The organism is Stenotrophomonas koreensis (assembly GCF_001431525.1).
Classification (GTDB): Bacteria; Pseudomonadota; Gammaproteobacteria; order Xanthomonadales; family Xanthomonadaceae; genus Stenotrophomonas; species Stenotrophomonas koreensis.
This window is the reverse complement of sequence record NZ_LDJH01000006.1, coordinates 201,799-216,559: the sequence shown is the minus strand read 5'-3', so window position 1 is coordinate 216,559 and position 14,761 is coordinate 201,799. Positions and strand designations below refer to the sequence as shown.

At 65.7% G+C, this 14,761-nt stretch carries 12 protein-coding genes; 7 read left to right on the top strand and 5 right to left on the bottom strand.

The features are described from left to right. Positions 1 to 113 precede the first annotated feature (113 nt). The 3 genes from ABB25_RS03490 to ABB25_RS14815 are packed head-to-tail and all read left to right on the top strand — an operon-like array spanning position 114 to position 1,399. The gene (locus ABB25_RS03490; protein WP_057663774.1) at positions 114 to 773 is read left to right on the top strand and encodes a dienelactone hydrolase family protein; all 660 of its coding nucleotides are present in this window, start codon (positions 114 to 116) and stop codon (positions 771 to 773) included. Beyond that, complete coding sequence (locus ABB25_RS03485; protein ID WP_057663769.1) at positions 770 to 1,198, top strand: HIT domain-containing protein; 429 nt, start codon at positions 770 to 772, stop codon at positions 1,196 to 1,198. The genes ABB25_RS03490 and ABB25_RS03485 overlap by 4 nt, the downstream gene beginning before the upstream one ends. A gap of 33 nt (positions 1,199 to 1,231) precedes the next feature. Next, positions 1,232 to 1,399 carry a LiaI-LiaF-like domain-containing protein gene (locus ABB25_RS14815; protein ID WP_169787798.1) on the top strand — a complete coding sequence of 56 codons (168 nt, stop codon included), beginning with the start codon at positions 1,232 to 1,234 and terminating at the stop codon, positions 1,397 to 1,399. 66 nt (positions 1,400 to 1,465) lie between these two features. Here the strand turns inward: ABB25_RS14815 and dcd are convergent, their stop codons facing one another. Next, positions 1,466 to 2,035 (bottom strand): dCTP deaminase, encoded by a 570-nt coding sequence (gene dcd / locus ABB25_RS03480; protein ID WP_057663766.1) that lies wholly within the window; start codon positions 2,033 to 2,035, stop codon positions 1,466 to 1,468. Between the two features lie 146 nt (positions 2,036 to 2,181). Between dcd and ABB25_RS03475 the strand changes: the two genes are divergently transcribed. Together ABB25_RS03475 and ABB25_RS03470 are read left to right on the top strand one after the other, a co-directional pair. Beyond that, positions 2,182 to 4,245 (top strand): alpha/beta hydrolase family protein, encoded by a 2,064-nt coding sequence (locus ABB25_RS03475; protein WP_057663763.1) that lies wholly within the window; start codon positions 2,182 to 2,184, stop codon positions 4,243 to 4,245. Positions 4,246 to 4,378: 133 nt separating this feature from the next. After that, on the top strand, positions 4,379 to 7,231 hold the full coding sequence (locus ABB25_RS03470; protein WP_057663760.1) for a TonB-dependent receptor plug domain-containing protein: 2,853 nt from the start codon (positions 4,379 to 4,381) through the stop codon (positions 7,229 to 7,231). A 162-nt stretch (positions 7,232 to 7,393) separates the two neighbouring features. Here ABB25_RS03470 and apbC read toward each other — a convergent pair whose 3' ends face one another. Next, complete coding sequence (gene apbC, locus ABB25_RS03465) at positions 7,394 to 8,251, bottom strand: iron-sulfur cluster carrier protein ApbC (protein ID WP_057663757.1); 858 nt, start codon at positions 8,249 to 8,251, stop codon at positions 7,394 to 7,396. A 220-nt stretch (positions 8,252 to 8,471) separates the two neighbouring features. Between apbC and ABB25_RS03460 the strand changes: the two genes are divergently transcribed. Further along, complete coding sequence (locus ABB25_RS03460; protein WP_057663754.1) at positions 8,472 to 10,538, top strand: M13 family metallopeptidase; 2,067 nt, start codon at positions 8,472 to 8,474, stop codon at positions 10,536 to 10,538. A gap of 121 nt (positions 10,539 to 10,659) precedes the next feature. After that, positions 10,660 to 12,672: a M13-type metalloendopeptidase gene (locus ABB25_RS03455; protein ID WP_057663751.1), complete on the top strand. Its 2,013-nt coding sequence runs from the start codon at positions 10,660 to 10,662 to the stop codon at positions 12,670 to 12,672. A 74-nt stretch (positions 12,673 to 12,746) separates the two neighbouring features. On the opposite strand, the gene ABB25_RS03450 is transcribed toward ABB25_RS03455, so the two are convergent. The 3 genes from ABB25_RS03450 to ABB25_RS03440 are packed head-to-tail and all read right to left on the bottom strand — an operon-like array spanning position 12,747 to position 14,729. After that, positions 12,747 to 13,415, bottom strand: a complete 669-nt coding sequence (locus tag ABB25_RS03450; protein WP_057664454.1) for a rhomboid family intramembrane serine protease — start codon at positions 13,413 to 13,415, stop codon at positions 12,747 to 12,749. Between the two features lie 31 nt (positions 13,416 to 13,446). Further along, positions 13,447 to 13,785, bottom strand: coding sequence for an MGMT family protein (locus ABB25_RS03445; RefSeq protein WP_152980975.1), 339 nt, complete (start codon positions 13,783 to 13,785; stop codon positions 13,447 to 13,449). Then, positions 13,782 to 14,729: a DMT family transporter gene (locus ABB25_RS03440; RefSeq protein WP_057663749.1), complete on the bottom strand. Its 948-nt coding sequence runs from the start codon at positions 14,727 to 14,729 to the stop codon at positions 13,782 to 13,784. Before ABB25_RS03440 ends, ABB25_RS03445 begins: the two co-directional genes overlap by 4 nt. Between the last annotated feature and the right edge of the window lie 32 nt (positions 14,730 to 14,761).

Sequence of the window (14,761 nt, the reverse complement as noted above, 5' to 3'; positions counted from 1 at the left end):
CCGGCGATTATACCGGCCTGCGCCTGAGCCACCGCCGACCCACACCTTTGGTACCTGCATCCACACGCCCGGCCTGCTACTGTCACTGCAGTTCTTCACATAGGCAGCCCCTCATGTCGCAATGGATCGAACTTTCCACCCCCCACGGCACGATCAAGGCCTGGGAGCAGCTGCCGCTGGGGACCCCACGCGGCGCGCTGGTGATCATCCAGGAGATCTTCGGTGTCAACGCGCACATCCGCGCCGTCTGCACCCGCGCCTCGATGGCCGGTTATGCGGTACTGGCCCCGGCCTTCTTCGACCTGATCGCCCCGGACACGGAACTGGACTACGGCCCGGACGATGTCGCCCGCGGCCTGGCACTGGTCGATGAACTGGGCCTGGAACGGGCGCTGGATGTGGTCGACAGCGCCGCCAGCTACCTGAGCCGGTACGGCAAGGTCGGCACCTCCGGCTACTGCTGGGGAGGCACCGTGGCCATGCTCGCAGCGCAGCGCCTGGGCCTGCCCTCGGCCAGCTACTACGGTGCGCGCAATGCGCCGTTCCTGGATGCACCGTTCAAGGCGCCATGCATCTTCCACTTCGGCCTGCTCGATGCCTCCATCCCTGCCGATGTCGTTGCACTGCACCGTGCCAGGCAGCCCACAATGCCTGTATACGTGTACCCGGCCGACCATGCCTTCAACCGCGAAGTCGGCCGGAACTACCACGCCCCCAGCGCCGATCTGGCGCGGGAACGCACCCTGGCTTTTTTCAGCGAGAAACTGAAATGACCGAGACTGCAACGGTGGATTGCGATTTCCAGCTTGATGCGCGCTTGCTTGCCGACAGTGTGTTTGTTGCCGATGGCCCGTTGTCGCAGATCCGGCTGATGAATGACAGCCGTTTTCCGTGGCTGGTGCTGGTGCCGCGGCTGCCCGGCCTGACCGAACTGCCCGAATTGAGCGATGCCCAGCAATTGCAGCTGCTGGTCGAGCTCAACCGTGCCGGCCGGGCGATCCGCCAGGAGCCGCACGTGCACAAGGTCAACATCGGCGCCCTGGGCAACATCGTGCCCCAGCTGCATATCCATGTGGTAGGCCGCCACCGTGACGATGCCGCCTGGCCCGGCCCGGTCTGGGGCTCCGGTGCTGCCGAACGTTTTACCCCCGATATGCTGGCCGAGCGTGTCGCGCACTGGCGTTCGCGGCTAGGATAAGCCCCCCTGCCACTACCTGCCGGATGCACCACCATGGGTTCCAACCTGTTCGCCGCCGTCGTGCTGATTGTTGTCGGCCTGTTCTTCCTGGCCCGCAACCTGGGCTGGATCGATGGCAACCTGGGCGCCCTGCTGGCCACCTGGTGGCCGGCCCTGCTGGTGGCCGTGGGCATCGGCATGCTGTTCAAGCGCGGCCGCTGACGGCCACGACCGGACACGAAAAAGGCGCGGGCAACCGCGCCTTTTTCATTGCCCGCCTGCGCCCGCTCAGGTGCGCGGCAGGGTCACGCCGGTCTGGCCCTGGTACTTGCCAGCACGGTCGGCATAGGAGGTGTCGCAGACCTCGTCGGACTGGAAGAACAGCATCTGTGCCACGCCTTCGTTGGCATAGATGCGCGCCGGCAGCGGGGTGGTGTTGGAGAACTCCAGGGTCACATGGCCTTCCCACTCCGGCTCCAGCGGGGTGACATTGACGATGATCCCGCAGCGGGCATAGGTGCTCTTGCCCAGGCACACCACCAGCACGTCGCGCGGAATCTTGAAGTACTCCACCGTGCGCGCCAGGGCAAAGCTGTTGGGCGGGATGATGCATTCATCGCCGACCACATCGACAAAGCTGCCCGGGTCAAAGCGCTTGGGGTCGACGATGGTGGAGTTGATGTTGGTGAACACCTTGAACTCGTTGGCGCAGCGCACGTCATAACCGTAGGACGAGGTGCCGTAGCTGACGATGCGGTTGCCATCGCCGCCGTGCTTGACCTGCCCTGGCTCGAACGGATTGATCATGCCGTGCTGCTCGGACATCCGGCGGATCCAGTGGTCACTCTTGATGCTCATGGGGCTCCTGAAACGGTGGCCGGCGTGCGCCGGATCAGCCGTGATTCTGACAGGCCTGCCCCGGCCAGCACCAGCTGTTGCCAGTGTTACAAATGCGCAGGTTCTGTTAGTTTTCCGCATGCAAAGCCTGAACAGAGCATTAAATCATGACCGTAATCAAAAATTTCGCCACCGTCGGTAAGGCCCCGCGCGCGATCGCACTGGCCATTTCCCTCAGCATTGGCGGAACATTCATCGCCGGCACTGCAGTGGCAGGCCCGATTCCCGCCGAGCAGCTGGCGCAGCTGCCGGCGATCCAGTCGGTCTCGATGAGCTCGGATGGCAAGACCCTGGTGGCCCTGATCGCCGCCCCGGGTGACAAGAGCGGCCAGGACACCGCCCTGGCCAGTTGGGACATGGATCGACTGGAGGCCGGCCCGACCCGGATCACCCCGTCGGCCGACCGCATGAAGTTCATCGGCGCCAACGCGCTGAAGGGTGACCACATCCTGGCCATAGCACGCCAGGAATGGACTGGCGCCCTGGGCGGCTGCGGTGAAGGCAACTCCACCGGTTCGACCAAGACCTTCGTCAGCAAGGCCTACATGACCAACCTCGAACACAGCAAGTTCGACGAGGCCTTTGCCAGCAACAAGCGCACCACCGGCGTCAGCGAAGCCACCCTGCGCTGCCTGGAGCTGGCCGGTACCGCCTCACTGGCCAACTCGCTGCCGCTGGATCCGGAGCACGTGATCATTTCGCGCCTGGACCCGACCTCGTTCAGCTCCAATTACCTGCGCTACAACCTGCGCACCGGCAACAGCGAACTGCTGTTCAGTGGTGGCGGCCGCTCCTCGCCCGGCCTGTTCCACCCGCGCAACGGTGACCTGCTCACCCGCAGCCAGATCGAGCCGGTTGGCGGCTCGGAGTACGAAGTGCAGGTCCTGATCCGCGATGCTGGCGGCCAGTTCGTGGTCCACAAGCCGTTGAGCACCCGCCTGACCGAGCGCTACTCCGTCAGCATCGAGGGCATCGACGATGCGACCGGCAATTTCTACGTCATCACCGACCAGTTCTCCGAACACGCCCAGCTGCGTCTGTATGATCCCAAGACCCAGCAGTACCTGCCTGACGTCTTGGCCAGCCACCCGCAGTTCGATATCGGCGGGGTGGTGTTCGGCAAGCACGAAGGCGACTTCAACCAGGTCCTCGGCTTCCGTGTCAATGGCCCGTCGGTGACCACCGTCTACACCGACCCGACCATGGAGCAGCTGCAGGCAGCACTGCAGGGCAGCTTTGCCGGCAAGAACGTCAGCATCATCAACTACAACGCGGACAAGACCCGCGTCGTGTTCCGCGTCAGTGCACATGACACCCCGCCCAGCTATCACGTTCTGGTGGACCGCCGCCGCCTGGTCGCACTGGGCTCGGAACGCCCGAACCTGGACACCAGCAGTGTTGGCGAGCAGCGCTGGGTGAACTACCCGGCACGTGACGGCACGCAGATCCCGGCGATCCTGGACCTGCCGGCTGGCTGGAGTCCGGAAAAGGGACCGCTGCCGACCATCATCCACCCGCATGGCGGCCCCTGGGCACGCGATTACACCGGCTGGGATGGCTCGGGCTGGGTGCCTTTCCTGACCTCGCGCGGTTACGCCGTCCTGCGCCCGCAATACCGCGGCTCGGCCGGGCTGGGCCGTGAGCTGTGGATGGCCGGCGACAACCAGTGGGGCCTGGCCATGCAGGATGACAAGGACGATGGTGCCAAGTGGCTGGTCGAGCAGAAGATTGCCGATGCCGACCGCATCGCCATCTTCGGCTACTCCTATGGCGGCTTCGCCGCTGCCGCTGCCGCCGTGCGCTCGCCCTCGCCCTACCAGTGTGCGATTTCCGGCGCCCCGGTCACCGACCTCGGCCGCCTGGGCACCAGCTGGAGCGACAACCGCCTGCAGCGCATCCTGCAGGGCCGCACCGTGAAGGGCATGGACCCCATGCTCAACACCGACAAGGCCGTGCTGCCGACCCTGCTGTACGTGGGTGACCGTGACGTACGCACCCCGGCCTTCCATGCCCGCGGTTTCTACAACGCCATCAAGGGCAAGGTGCCGGCGCGTTTCGAGCTGATCGCCGACATGCCCCACAGCATGCCGTGGTATCCGCGGCATGTGCAGCAGACGCTGACCCTGATGGAGGACTTCCTGCGTGACGAGTGCGGCCCGGGCGGTCTCTAAGCCCGAAGATGAATGCAAGCAGCACAGAAAGCAGTTCCATCACGCGCTGAAAATGTGATGTTAATGTTGCGTTTACGTTAAGACCCAACATACACTGGATTAAATTAGCTGTAACAGAACCCCGGAGAGACACATGAAGAAATCCAATTCCCGCTTCGGTCGCCTGCCGCTGACCGTTGCCGTTGTAGCCGCACTGCAGGCAACTGCCGGTCTGGCCATGGCCCAGGAAGCCCCGGCCCAGCAGGCCCCGAAGGCCGGTGCCACCGATCTGGACCGCATCCAGGTCACCGGCTCGCTGATCCGCCGCCCGGACTACGAGACCACCTCCCCGGTGTTCACCATTGAAGCCGAAGCCAACCAGGCCCAGGGCCAGGTCAACGTCGGCGAGTTCCTGCAGAAGTCGGCCATCGGCGCTGCTGAAACCCAGATCAACCACCAGTTCGGCGGCTTCGTCGTCGACGGCGGCACCGGCGTGCAGACCTTCTCGCTGCGCGGCCTGGGTGCCAACCGCACCCTGGTCCTGCTCGACGGCCAGCGCCCGGGCCCGGCCGGTACCCGTGGTGCCGTGGGCGCGTTCGACCTGAACGTCATCCCGACCGCCATCCTGCAGCGCGCTGAAATCGTCAAGGACGGTTCGTCCTCGATCTACGGCTCCGACGCCGTCGCCGGCGTGGTCAACCTGATCACCAAGAAGAACTTCGACCGTCCGGAACTGACCGTGACCTCGCGTATCCCGCAGCACGGCGGTGGCGAAGTGTTCTCGGCCTCGCTGGCCAATGGCTGGAACTTCGACAACGGCTCGATCGTCGCCGCTGCCGAGTGGTACCGCCACAATGAACTGACCCGCGGCGAGCGCGACTTCCTGGCCTGCGGTGAAGACCTGGCCATGGACGAAAACGGCAACCGTATCGATCGCGTAGACAACTCGATCAACGCCGGCACCTCGCTGGCCGGCTGCAACAACCTGCTGCACAACGTGATTGACGACTACTTCCTGGGTACGCGCTATGTGCCGACCCGTGATGGCAGCACCATCGGTCCGTTCCAGGGCTATGCCCCGCGCCAGAACACCACCTATGCCAACAGCGCCCAGGCGTCCTACCAGGAGCCGCTGAACTTCGCCGGCTACGGTGATTCGCACATCATCAACCGCCAGGAGCGCAAGTCGGCCTACATCGCCGCAGACTTCGGCTTCGGTGATGTGAACTGGAAGGCCCAGGCCCTGTTCAACCGTCGCGAGACCGAGAACTTCTCCTGGCGCCAGTTCTTCCCGGTGGTCGAAGGCCCGGCCGGTGGTGACGTGGAATACGCCATGCCGGTCATGCCGTTCCACTCGGCCACCAAGGTGGCCGTGGACTACTTCTACATCGCCAACAAGCTGGACGGCCTGTTCGCCTCCACCGACACCTGGGGCTGGCAGGTCAATGCCAACTACAGCAAGTCTGACGGCGACTACAACAACCTGGCCATCGACAAGCGCATTACCGGCGACCTGACCCTGGCCAACAGCGGCACCGCCACCCTGAACTACTTCGACCCGGGCTACCTCAACGGCACCAAGGCCAATGAACTGGTTGCCGCTCTGGGCGTGTGGGACAACGGCAACACCACCTACGAACAGTCCACCGTCAACGCCATCTTCAGCGGTGAAATGTTCCAGCTGCCGGCCGGCGCCATCGGCACTGCCTTCGGTCTGGAATACCGTCGCTACGAGATCGACGACCAGCCGGGCGAACTGTCGCGCAACGGCAACCTGTGGGGCTCCTCCAGCGCCACCCAGACCGCTGGCAAGGACAGCGTGAAGGAAGCCTTCCTGGAGCTGGACTTCCCGCTGATCAAGGGCGTGACCGGTATTGAATCGCTGAGCGTCAATGCCTCCGGCCGCGTGTTCGATTACGACACCGTTGACGGTTCGGACAACGTCTGGAAGCTGGGCATGAACTGGCAGATCAACTCGGCCCTGCGCGTGCGCGGCACCATCGGTACTTCCTACCGTGCCCCGGGCCTGTACGAGCTGTACCTGGGCAATCAGTCCGGCTTCCAGGGCCAGACCGCCATCGACCCGTGCATCCGCTGGGGTGAAAGCTCCAACGACCAGGTCCGCGCCAACTGCGCCGCCATCGGCATCCCGGAAACCTACACCGCTGCCGGTGCGTCCAGCGCCACCATCTACAGCAGTGGCGGTGCGGGCAACCTGAACCCGGAAACCTCCAAGGCCAAGAGCGCCGGTATCGTCTTTACCCCGGCCTTCGCCAACCTGAGCATCGCCCTGGATTACTTCGACTACCAGGTCAACGATCAGATCACCTCGCTGAGTGGCGCACAGATCGTTTCCGGCTGCTACGGCGCTGCCGTGTTCCCGAACGCCTTCTGTGACCTGATGGAGCGCAACCCGGCTACCGGCCCGCAGGCGCATGCCATCACCAACGTTTACGCTCAGTACCTGAACGTGAACAAGCAGCGCACCCGCGGTTGGGACATGACCCTGAACTGGGATCATGAGTTCAGCTTCGGCAAGTTCGGCCTGGAAACCCAGGTCACCTACACCCTGGAAGACGTCAGCCAGCTGTTCGACAGCTCCGAAGCCAGCGGCCTGTCCGATTCGGACCAGCTGAACTACGTCGGCCGTCCGGACCTGGTGGCCAACCTGGGTATGAACTTCAAGCGCGGCGACTGGACCTGGAACTGGCTGGCCAGCTACATCGGCGAGACCAGCAACACCGACATCACCGATACCTTCACCTATCAGGGCCGTCCGAACTCGCGTCGTGACATCACCGCTGATGCCCGTATCTACCACACCGCCTCGTTCTCCTACGATCAGCCGGATTGGCAGATCCTGGTCGGCGTGTCCAACGTGTTCGATACCAAGCCGGCGCTGATGACCACCGGTGCAGCGACCCGTTACGGCAACATGCCGGCGTTCGCTACCCAGTACGACCTGTACGGCCGTACCCCGTACGTGCGTCTGAAGTACAAGTTCTGATCACTTCCGATCTGAGCTGAAGCAACACGCAAAGGGCGGCCAATGGCCGCCCTTTGTCATTTGGCTGTGCCGATGAAAACCATGGCGCGGGACGTTATTGCCGGCATGAAAAAAGGCGACCGTGGCGGTCGCCTTGTCACTGTGCGGTCGGCAGAGTGGTCTTCAGCTGATCAGGGTATTGAGCGCGATCTGCGCACGCGGCAGGCCGCCAAGCTGCGCCATCAATGCCCTGGCCACGGCCGCATACCCCTGACTGACCGCAGCGTCGGGCTGCGCAGCGACGATCGGTGTGCCGGCGTCGGCCTGCTCGCGGATGACGGCATCCAGCGGCAACGAGCCCAGCAGTGGCACGTTGTACCGTGCCGCCATGGCCTGGCCACCGCCGCTGCCGAAGATGTGCTCGGCATGGCCGCAGTTGCTGCACACATGCACGGCCATGTTCTCTACCAGGCCGAGAACGGGAATCGAGACCTTCTCGAACATGGCGATGGCCTTGCGCGCATCCAGGGTGGCCACTTCCTGCGGGGTGGTCACCACCACGGCCCCGGCCACCGGAATCTTCTGCGACAGGGTCAACTGGATGTCACCGGTGCCCGGCGGCAGGTCGATCAGCAATACATCCAGCGCATCCCACAGGGTGTCATTGAAAAACTGGGTCAGGGCCTGGGTGGCCATGGGCCCACGCCAGATCATCGGTGAATCGTCCTCGATCAGGTAACCGATGGACATGGTGTCCACCCCCAGCGCGCGCATCGGGATGATCTTCTTGTCATCGGTGCTTTCCGGCCGGCCGGACAGGCCCAGCATCAACGGCACACTGGGGCCGTACACATCGGCATCCAGCACCCCCACGCGCACCCCCATCTGCTGCAGGGCCAGAGCCAGGTTGACCGTGGTGGTGGACTTGCCCACCCCACCCTTGCCCGACCCCACGGCAATGACATTGGCAATGCGCGGATGCGGCTTCAGGCCAACCTGGACGGCGCGGGAGGACGGCGGGGTGAGGGGCTGGGCAGACACGGCAACTCGATCGGTAATCAAACAGGCGCCTATGGTACAGCCCGGCACCTGAGTGCAATGACTGGTGCAGGCCATCGCCAGGCGCCGCTTTCCCTGCATGACCTCCGACACCCCCTGCAGCCGGGCCAACAGGCGTATCGTCTGCAGCATCCAGCATGCATGGGCATGCCCTTTTCGGCCGGAGGCCAGCACCGTGAATACCCGTACTCCCAAGCTTCTGATGTTGTCGCTGGCCGTGGCCGGCGTGCTGGCCGCCTGTGGCGGCGATGAACCTGCCGCAGCGGCTGCGGGCACTGAAGCAGCCAAGCCCGCCTTCACCCTGGACGAGAGCAAGCTGCCGGCCTACAACGCCTTCCATGCCTCCGACCTTGATCCGTCCATCGATGCCTGCACCGACTTCGCCGGCCACGTCAACGGCAAGTGGCTGGCCGCCAACGAGATCCCGGGTGACCGCAGCAGCTGGGGTGCCTTCACCATCCTGGACGAGCGTTCGGTCACCGCACAGCGCCAGCTGGCCGAGCAGGCCGCCGCGATGACCAATGCCTCCGGCGTGGAGAAGATCGTCGGTGACTTCTGGGCCACCGGCATGGACGAGGCCGCCATCAACGCTGCCGGCATCACCCCGATCAAGGCCGACCTGGACGCCATCGCCGCGCTGACCGACGGCAAGTCGGTCGCTGCCTGGCTGCGCAGCAGCGCCGCCCAGGGCTTCAACCCGCTGTTCGGCTTCGGCGCCGAAGCCGACTTCACCGATTCGGCCAACAACATCGCCTATGCCAGCCAGGGCGGCCTGGGCCTGCCGGACACCACCTACTACACCGACGCGGCCAAGAAGGACAAGCTCGACGCCTACCGCGCCCATGTGGCCCGCGTGCTGGAGCTGTCCGGCGTCGCTGCCGCTGACGCGGCCGCCCAGGCCGACAAGGTCGTGGCCTTCGAGACCCGCCTGGCCAAGGCGTCCAAGTCCAGTGTCGAACTGAGCCGCGACGTATCGCTGTTCTACAACCCGGTCACCCTGGCCGAGGCCGATACCCTGACCCCGAACTTCAGCTGGAGCGAGTTCTTCGCTTCCCAGGGCGTGGCCGCACCGGCCAAGTTCTCGCTGGCCATCCCGTCCTTCCACCAGGAAGTCAGCGCCGCCCTGGGCGATACCGACATCGCCACCTGGCAGGCCTACCTGCGCTTCCACACCATCGACAGTGCCTCGCCGTACCTGAGCTCCGACTTCGTCACCGCCAACTACGAGTTCTACGGCAAGACCCTCAACGGCCAGAAGGAGCAGACCCCGCGCTGGAAGAAGGTGCTGGGCACCATCGAGTCCGGCGCCGGTGAAGCCATGGGCCAGATCTACGTCCAGGTGGCCTTCCCGGCCGAATCCAAGGCCAAGATGGAAGCCCTGATCGGCAACCTGTCCACCGCACTGAAGGCCCGGATCGAGAACCTGGCCTGGATGAGCGCCGAGACCAAGCAGAAGGCGCTGGCCAAGCTGGCCACCTTCACCCCGAAGATCGGCTACCCGGACAAGTGGCGTGACCTGTCCGGCCTTGCCACCAGCCGCGAGGGCTACCTGGCCAACGTGCGTGCGGCCAATGCCTTCAACTACCAGTTCAACCTGTCCAAGATCGGCAAGCCGGTGGACCGCACCGAGTGGGCCATGACCCCGCAGACGGTCAACGCCTACTACAACCCGCTGGCCAACGAGATCGTGTTCCCGGCCGCGATCCTGCAGCCGCCGTTCTTCGACCCCAACGCCGATGACGCGTTGAACTACGGCGGTATCGGTGCGGTGATCGGCCACGAGATGACCCACGGCTTCGATGACCAGGGCAGCCGTTTCGGTGCCACCGGCAACTTCGAGAACTGGTGGACCGATGCCGATGCCAAGGGTTTTGCCAGCCTGACCGGCAAGCTGGTCAACCAGTTCAACCTGTATACCGTGGGCGACCAGCACGTCAACGGCCACCTGACCCTGGGCGAGAACATCGCCGACCTGGGTGGCCTGGCCACCGCCTATGACGCCTACAAGCTGGCCACCGCCGGCAAGGACGTGGCGGCCATCGACGGCATGAGCGGCGACCAGCGCTTCTTTGCCAACTGGGCCACCGTGTGGCGCACCAAGTACACCCCGGAAAATGCCAAGGTGCGCCTGGCCACCGACCCGCACGCACCGGCACAGTTCCGTGCCAGTGGCGCGCCGTCCAACCTGCCGGCCTTTGCCGCTGCCTTCCAGTGCAAGCCTGGCAGCGCCATGAGCCGCCAGGGCGATGACCATATCGTGATCTGGTAAGCGCCTTCGCTGCTGCAGGCAACGGCCCGGTGGCAACACCGGGCCGTTGTTGTCTGTGCCCGACGGCACCACGCCGGGCGATTGCTACACTGCCAGGCCTGCCGTCCCGTCAAGGCCGCCCATGATCGCCAACCGTCCGCTTGTTGTTGCCATCACTGTCTGCCTGGGCCTGGCAGGCCTGACAGCCAGTGCCGATGCCGATGCCCAACGCCGGCGCGCCGCACGCGCCCCGGCCGTGGCCCCGGCCTGCAGCGATTTTTACCACCTGGCCAATGCCGGCTGGCTGGCCGCCAACCCACTGCCGGCCACCGGTGCCAACAGTGCCCTGGCGCAACTGGCCGGCAATGCCCAGACCCAGCAGAAGGCGCTGCTCGATGCCGCCGCGCAACAGCCGGCCAACGAGGTGCAGAAGCTGCTCGGCGACTTCTGGGCCTCGGGCCTGGATGAGGCGGCGGTGGAAGCGGATGGCTCCAGGCCGATCGCACCGCTGCTGGCCCGGATCAACGCGCTGGGCCGCAACCGCGAATTGCCAGCCACCATCGCCGCCCTGCACCAGGTCGGTATCCCTGTGGCCTTCAACTTCAACGCCGATATCGACCTGAAGGCGCTGGATCGCCACCTGGGATATTTCATGCAGGGCGGCACCGGGCTGCCGGATCCGGCCTTCTACACCCGTGACGATGCCCCGATCCAGCATGTGCGCAGCCGTTACCGTGATTACATCAAACAGATCCTCGCCCTGACCGGCACCCCGGCCAACCGCCTGGAGCGCGAGGCCGATGCGGTGCTGGCACTGGAAACCGCGCTGGCCACCCCGTCGCAGGCGCTGGCAAGGATCAACAACCCGTTCAACAACTACGCCCCGGTCGCCGTGGCCGGCCTGGACCGCCAGTACCGCCACCTGCGCCTTGGCGATTTCCTCAAGGCCCAGGGGGTCAGCGCCGGCCAGGTCTCGCTGGCCGAACCGGCGGTGTTTGCCAGCGTCGACCGGCTGGTCGGCAACCACCCCCTTGCCGACTGGAAGGCCTACCTGCGCTGGCGGGTGGGCGATTCGATGGCCCCGTACCTGTCGCGCCACTACCGCGAGGCCGAGTTTGAATTCCGGGGCCGGCTGCTGCGCGGACAAAGCACCCCGCCGGCGCGCTGGGAGCAGGTGCTGCAGGCCATCAATCTCGCCGCCGGGCCGATGCTCGGCCGCGAGTACACCGCCACCCACCTGACCACTGCCGACCGCCGCCAGGCCGGGCTGATCATCGACAAATTGCGCGATGCGCAGATCGCCGCCGTGATCGCCACCCCACACCTCAGTGAAGCGGCCAGGACCGAGGCGCGGGCCAAACTGCAGGCGATGAAGATCGAGATCGGCGCGCCGCTGCGCGATCTGGATTACAGCGTGCAGCCGATGGGGCGCGGCAGTTTCGGCAGCAACATGCTCATTGCCACCACCTGGCGCCAGCGCGAGGAGATGCGGCGCATCGGCCAGAGCAATGCCGACCGCCGCTGGGAGGTGCTGCCGCAACAGCCGGCACTGGCCTATGACATTGCCCAGAACCGGCTGATTGCCACCGCGGCGGTGCTGCAGCCACCGGTATTTGACCCGGCGGCAACCACGGCGGCCAAATTCGGCAGCTTCGGCGCGTTGGTCGGCCATGAGCTCAGCCGCGCCATCGACCACAAGGGCGCCCTGGTCGATGCCCGTGGCGAGCTGCGCAGCTGGTGGACACCGGCCGACCAGACAGCCTGGGCATTGCTGACCAGCCGGATGGAACGGCAGCTGGCCGGGCTGGCGTATCCCGGCGTGGCCGATGCCAGGATCAACCCGGCGCTGGTACGTGATTCGGCGCTGGCCGACCTGTCCGGGCTGGAACTGGCCTGGCAGACCTGGCAGGAGATCGAGCCGCAGGCCGGCAGCACGCAGCGCCAGCAGTTCTTCAGCGCATGGGCACAGCTGTGGCCACAGGCGGTATCCCCCGGCGAGGCACTGGCGCGGCAAACCGGCCAGGTGCAGCTGCCGGGCCCGCTGCGGGTCAACGCCATCCTGGCCAACCTGCCAGCCTTCGGCCAGGCCTTTGGCTGCAGCGCCGGCCAGCCGATGCAGCTGCCGGCTGATCAACAACTGCAGATCTGGCCGTAACCACTCCAGCCACATCGATGACAAAAGGCGCCGTGATGGCGCCTTTGGTCATGGCCCTGCACGCTGCGGCAGGCTTACTTGATCACCCGCAGGTGGTCACGCTTGCCGCCACTGCCACCGGAGCCACCACCGCGACGGCCACCGCCGTTGCGCCAGTGCCGGATCAACAGCCAGCCGGTGATCATCCCGCCGAGGTGGGCAAAGTGGGCCACCCCCGGCTGCAATCCGGTCATGCCCAGGAACAACGCGCCGACACCGAACAGGATGACGAAGGTGCGCGCCTTCATCGGGATCGGTGGAAACAGCAGCATCACCCGCTGGTTGGGGAACAGCAGGCCGTAGCCCAGCAGCAGCGCATACACCGCGCCGGACGCGCCGATCACCGAGGCCTGGCTGCCAGTCAGTGCGGCCAGCAGCAACTGGCAGATGCCGGCACCGACGATGGCCAGCAGGAAGTAGGTGGCAAAACGGCGCTCGCCCCAGACCGCTTCCAGCGGCGGGCCGAACATGAAAAGCGCCAGCATGTTGAAGAACAGGTGCATGAAATCGCCATGCAGGAAGCCGTAGCTGAGCAACTGCCACGGCATGAAGGTGCCGATGCTCTCAAAGGCATGCCGCGGCTGGCTGCCCAGCGGCCATAACGCCAGCCAGTCGGTAAAGCGGTCGCCAAGCAGCAACTGCACTACAAACATGGCCACATTGGCGATCAACAGCGCACGGGTCACGGGGGGGATGCGTGACAGCATGACTACTCCACAAAACGATCTGCCGCCATCATACCGGGGGCCGGTCCGGCTGCTGCCACAGCCAGGCATCCAGTGCCGGTGCCGGCCGCCATGCCCGGGCTACCCGGCCATTGACCACGACCACGCCTTCGGCCTGCAGAGCCGCCGCCTGTTCGGCCGCCTGGGCACTGCCGGGCGCAAAGGCAATCCGGCCATCGGCGCGTACCACCCGGTGCCATGGCAGGCGGCCCTCACTGCCGGCCAGTACCCGGGCCACCTGGCGGGCACGCCCGGGCAGGCCCGCCGCCGCGGCCACCTGCGCATACGAACGGACCTGGCCAGGGCCGATGGCCTGCACCGCGGCCAGGATCCTGTCGGCCGCGCTCACCGGCCGCGCCCCGCACCACGGCCAACCAGCAACACGCCTGCCAGCACCAGCGCGGTACCGGCGCTCTGCCACAGGCCCATCGGCTCGGCCAGCAGCCAGACACTGAGCACGATGGTGGATACCGGGCCGAGCATCGACACCTGCGCGGCCAGCGCCGGGCCGATCCGCTTGACCCCGATCATGATCGCCAGCACCGGCAGCACCGTGCACAGCGTGCCGTTGAGCAGGGACAGCCAATACACCGGCGCAGGGAAAGCCAGCAGGCCGCTGGCCGGCCGGGTCAACAGGTACTGGCCCACGCACAGCACGCTGGCGATGCCGCTGGCATAGGCGGTCAGGCGCAACGCACCGATGCGTGCCACCACCTGGCCGCTGCCGAACAGGTAGATGGCGTAACTGAGTGCACCGGCAAACACCAGCGCACTGCCGATCAGGGTGCGCCGGCCATCAAAGGCGATGTCATGGCCGAAGGCCAGCAGCACCCCGCCGTAGCTGACGGCCAGGGCCAGCAGCTGCTGCCGGCTGGGACGCTGGCCCAGCACCACCAGCGCGATCAGCATCACCAGGGTCGGGCTCAGGTACAGGATCAGCCGTTCCAGGGTCGCGCTGATGTAGGCCAGGCCAAGAAAATCCAGGTAGCTGGACAGGTAGTAACCGGTAAAACCCAGGCCGGCGACCTGCAGCCACTCGCGCAGCGACAACGTCCGGGACGAACGCCGGGCCGCCCACAGCCCCATCGCCACGAAAAACGGGAAGGCCACCAGCATCCGCAGAGCCAGCAGCGACATCGCATCGATGCCGTGGCGGTAGGCCAGCTTGACGATGATCGCCTTGCCCGAGGCAGCCACCGCGCCGATCGCGGCCAGGGCCAGGCCGGACAGTGCCAGACGCCGCGATGCCGTGGCAGCACGGGCGGCAAGCGGGGAATCGGGGGCTGCGCTCACGTCAATTGATCCTGGAACAAGCCGGGCATTAT

Coding starts and splice junctions, on each gene's coding strand:
- ABB25_RS14815 (WP_169787798.1), top strand. CDS start 1,232: ATGGGTTCCAACCTGTTCGCCGCCGTCGTGCTGATTGTTGTCGGCCTG.
- ABB25_RS03455 (WP_057663751.1), top strand. CDS start 10,660: ATGATCGCCAACCGTCCGCTTGTTGTTGCCATCACTGTCTGCCTGGGC.
- ABB25_RS03485 (WP_057663769.1), top strand. CDS start 770: ATGACCGAGACTGCAACGGTGGATTGCGATTTCCAGCTTGATGCGCGC.
- ABB25_RS03475 (WP_057663763.1), top strand. CDS start 2,182: ATGACCGTAATCAAAAATTTCGCCACCGTCGGTAAGGCCCCGCGCGCG.
- dcd (WP_057663766.1), bottom strand. CDS start 2,035: ATGAGCATCAAGAGTGACCACTGGATCCGCCGGATGTCCGAGCAGCAC.
- ABB25_RS03490 (WP_057663774.1), top strand. CDS start 114: ATGTCGCAATGGATCGAACTTTCCACCCCCCACGGCACGATCAAGGCC.
- ABB25_RS03460 (WP_057663754.1), top strand. CDS start 8,472: ATGTTGTCGCTGGCCGTGGCCGGCGTGCTGGCCGCCTGTGGCGGCGAT.
- ABB25_RS03470 (WP_057663760.1), top strand. CDS start 4,379: ATGAAGAAATCCAATTCCCGCTTCGGTCGCCTGCCGCTGACCGTTGCC.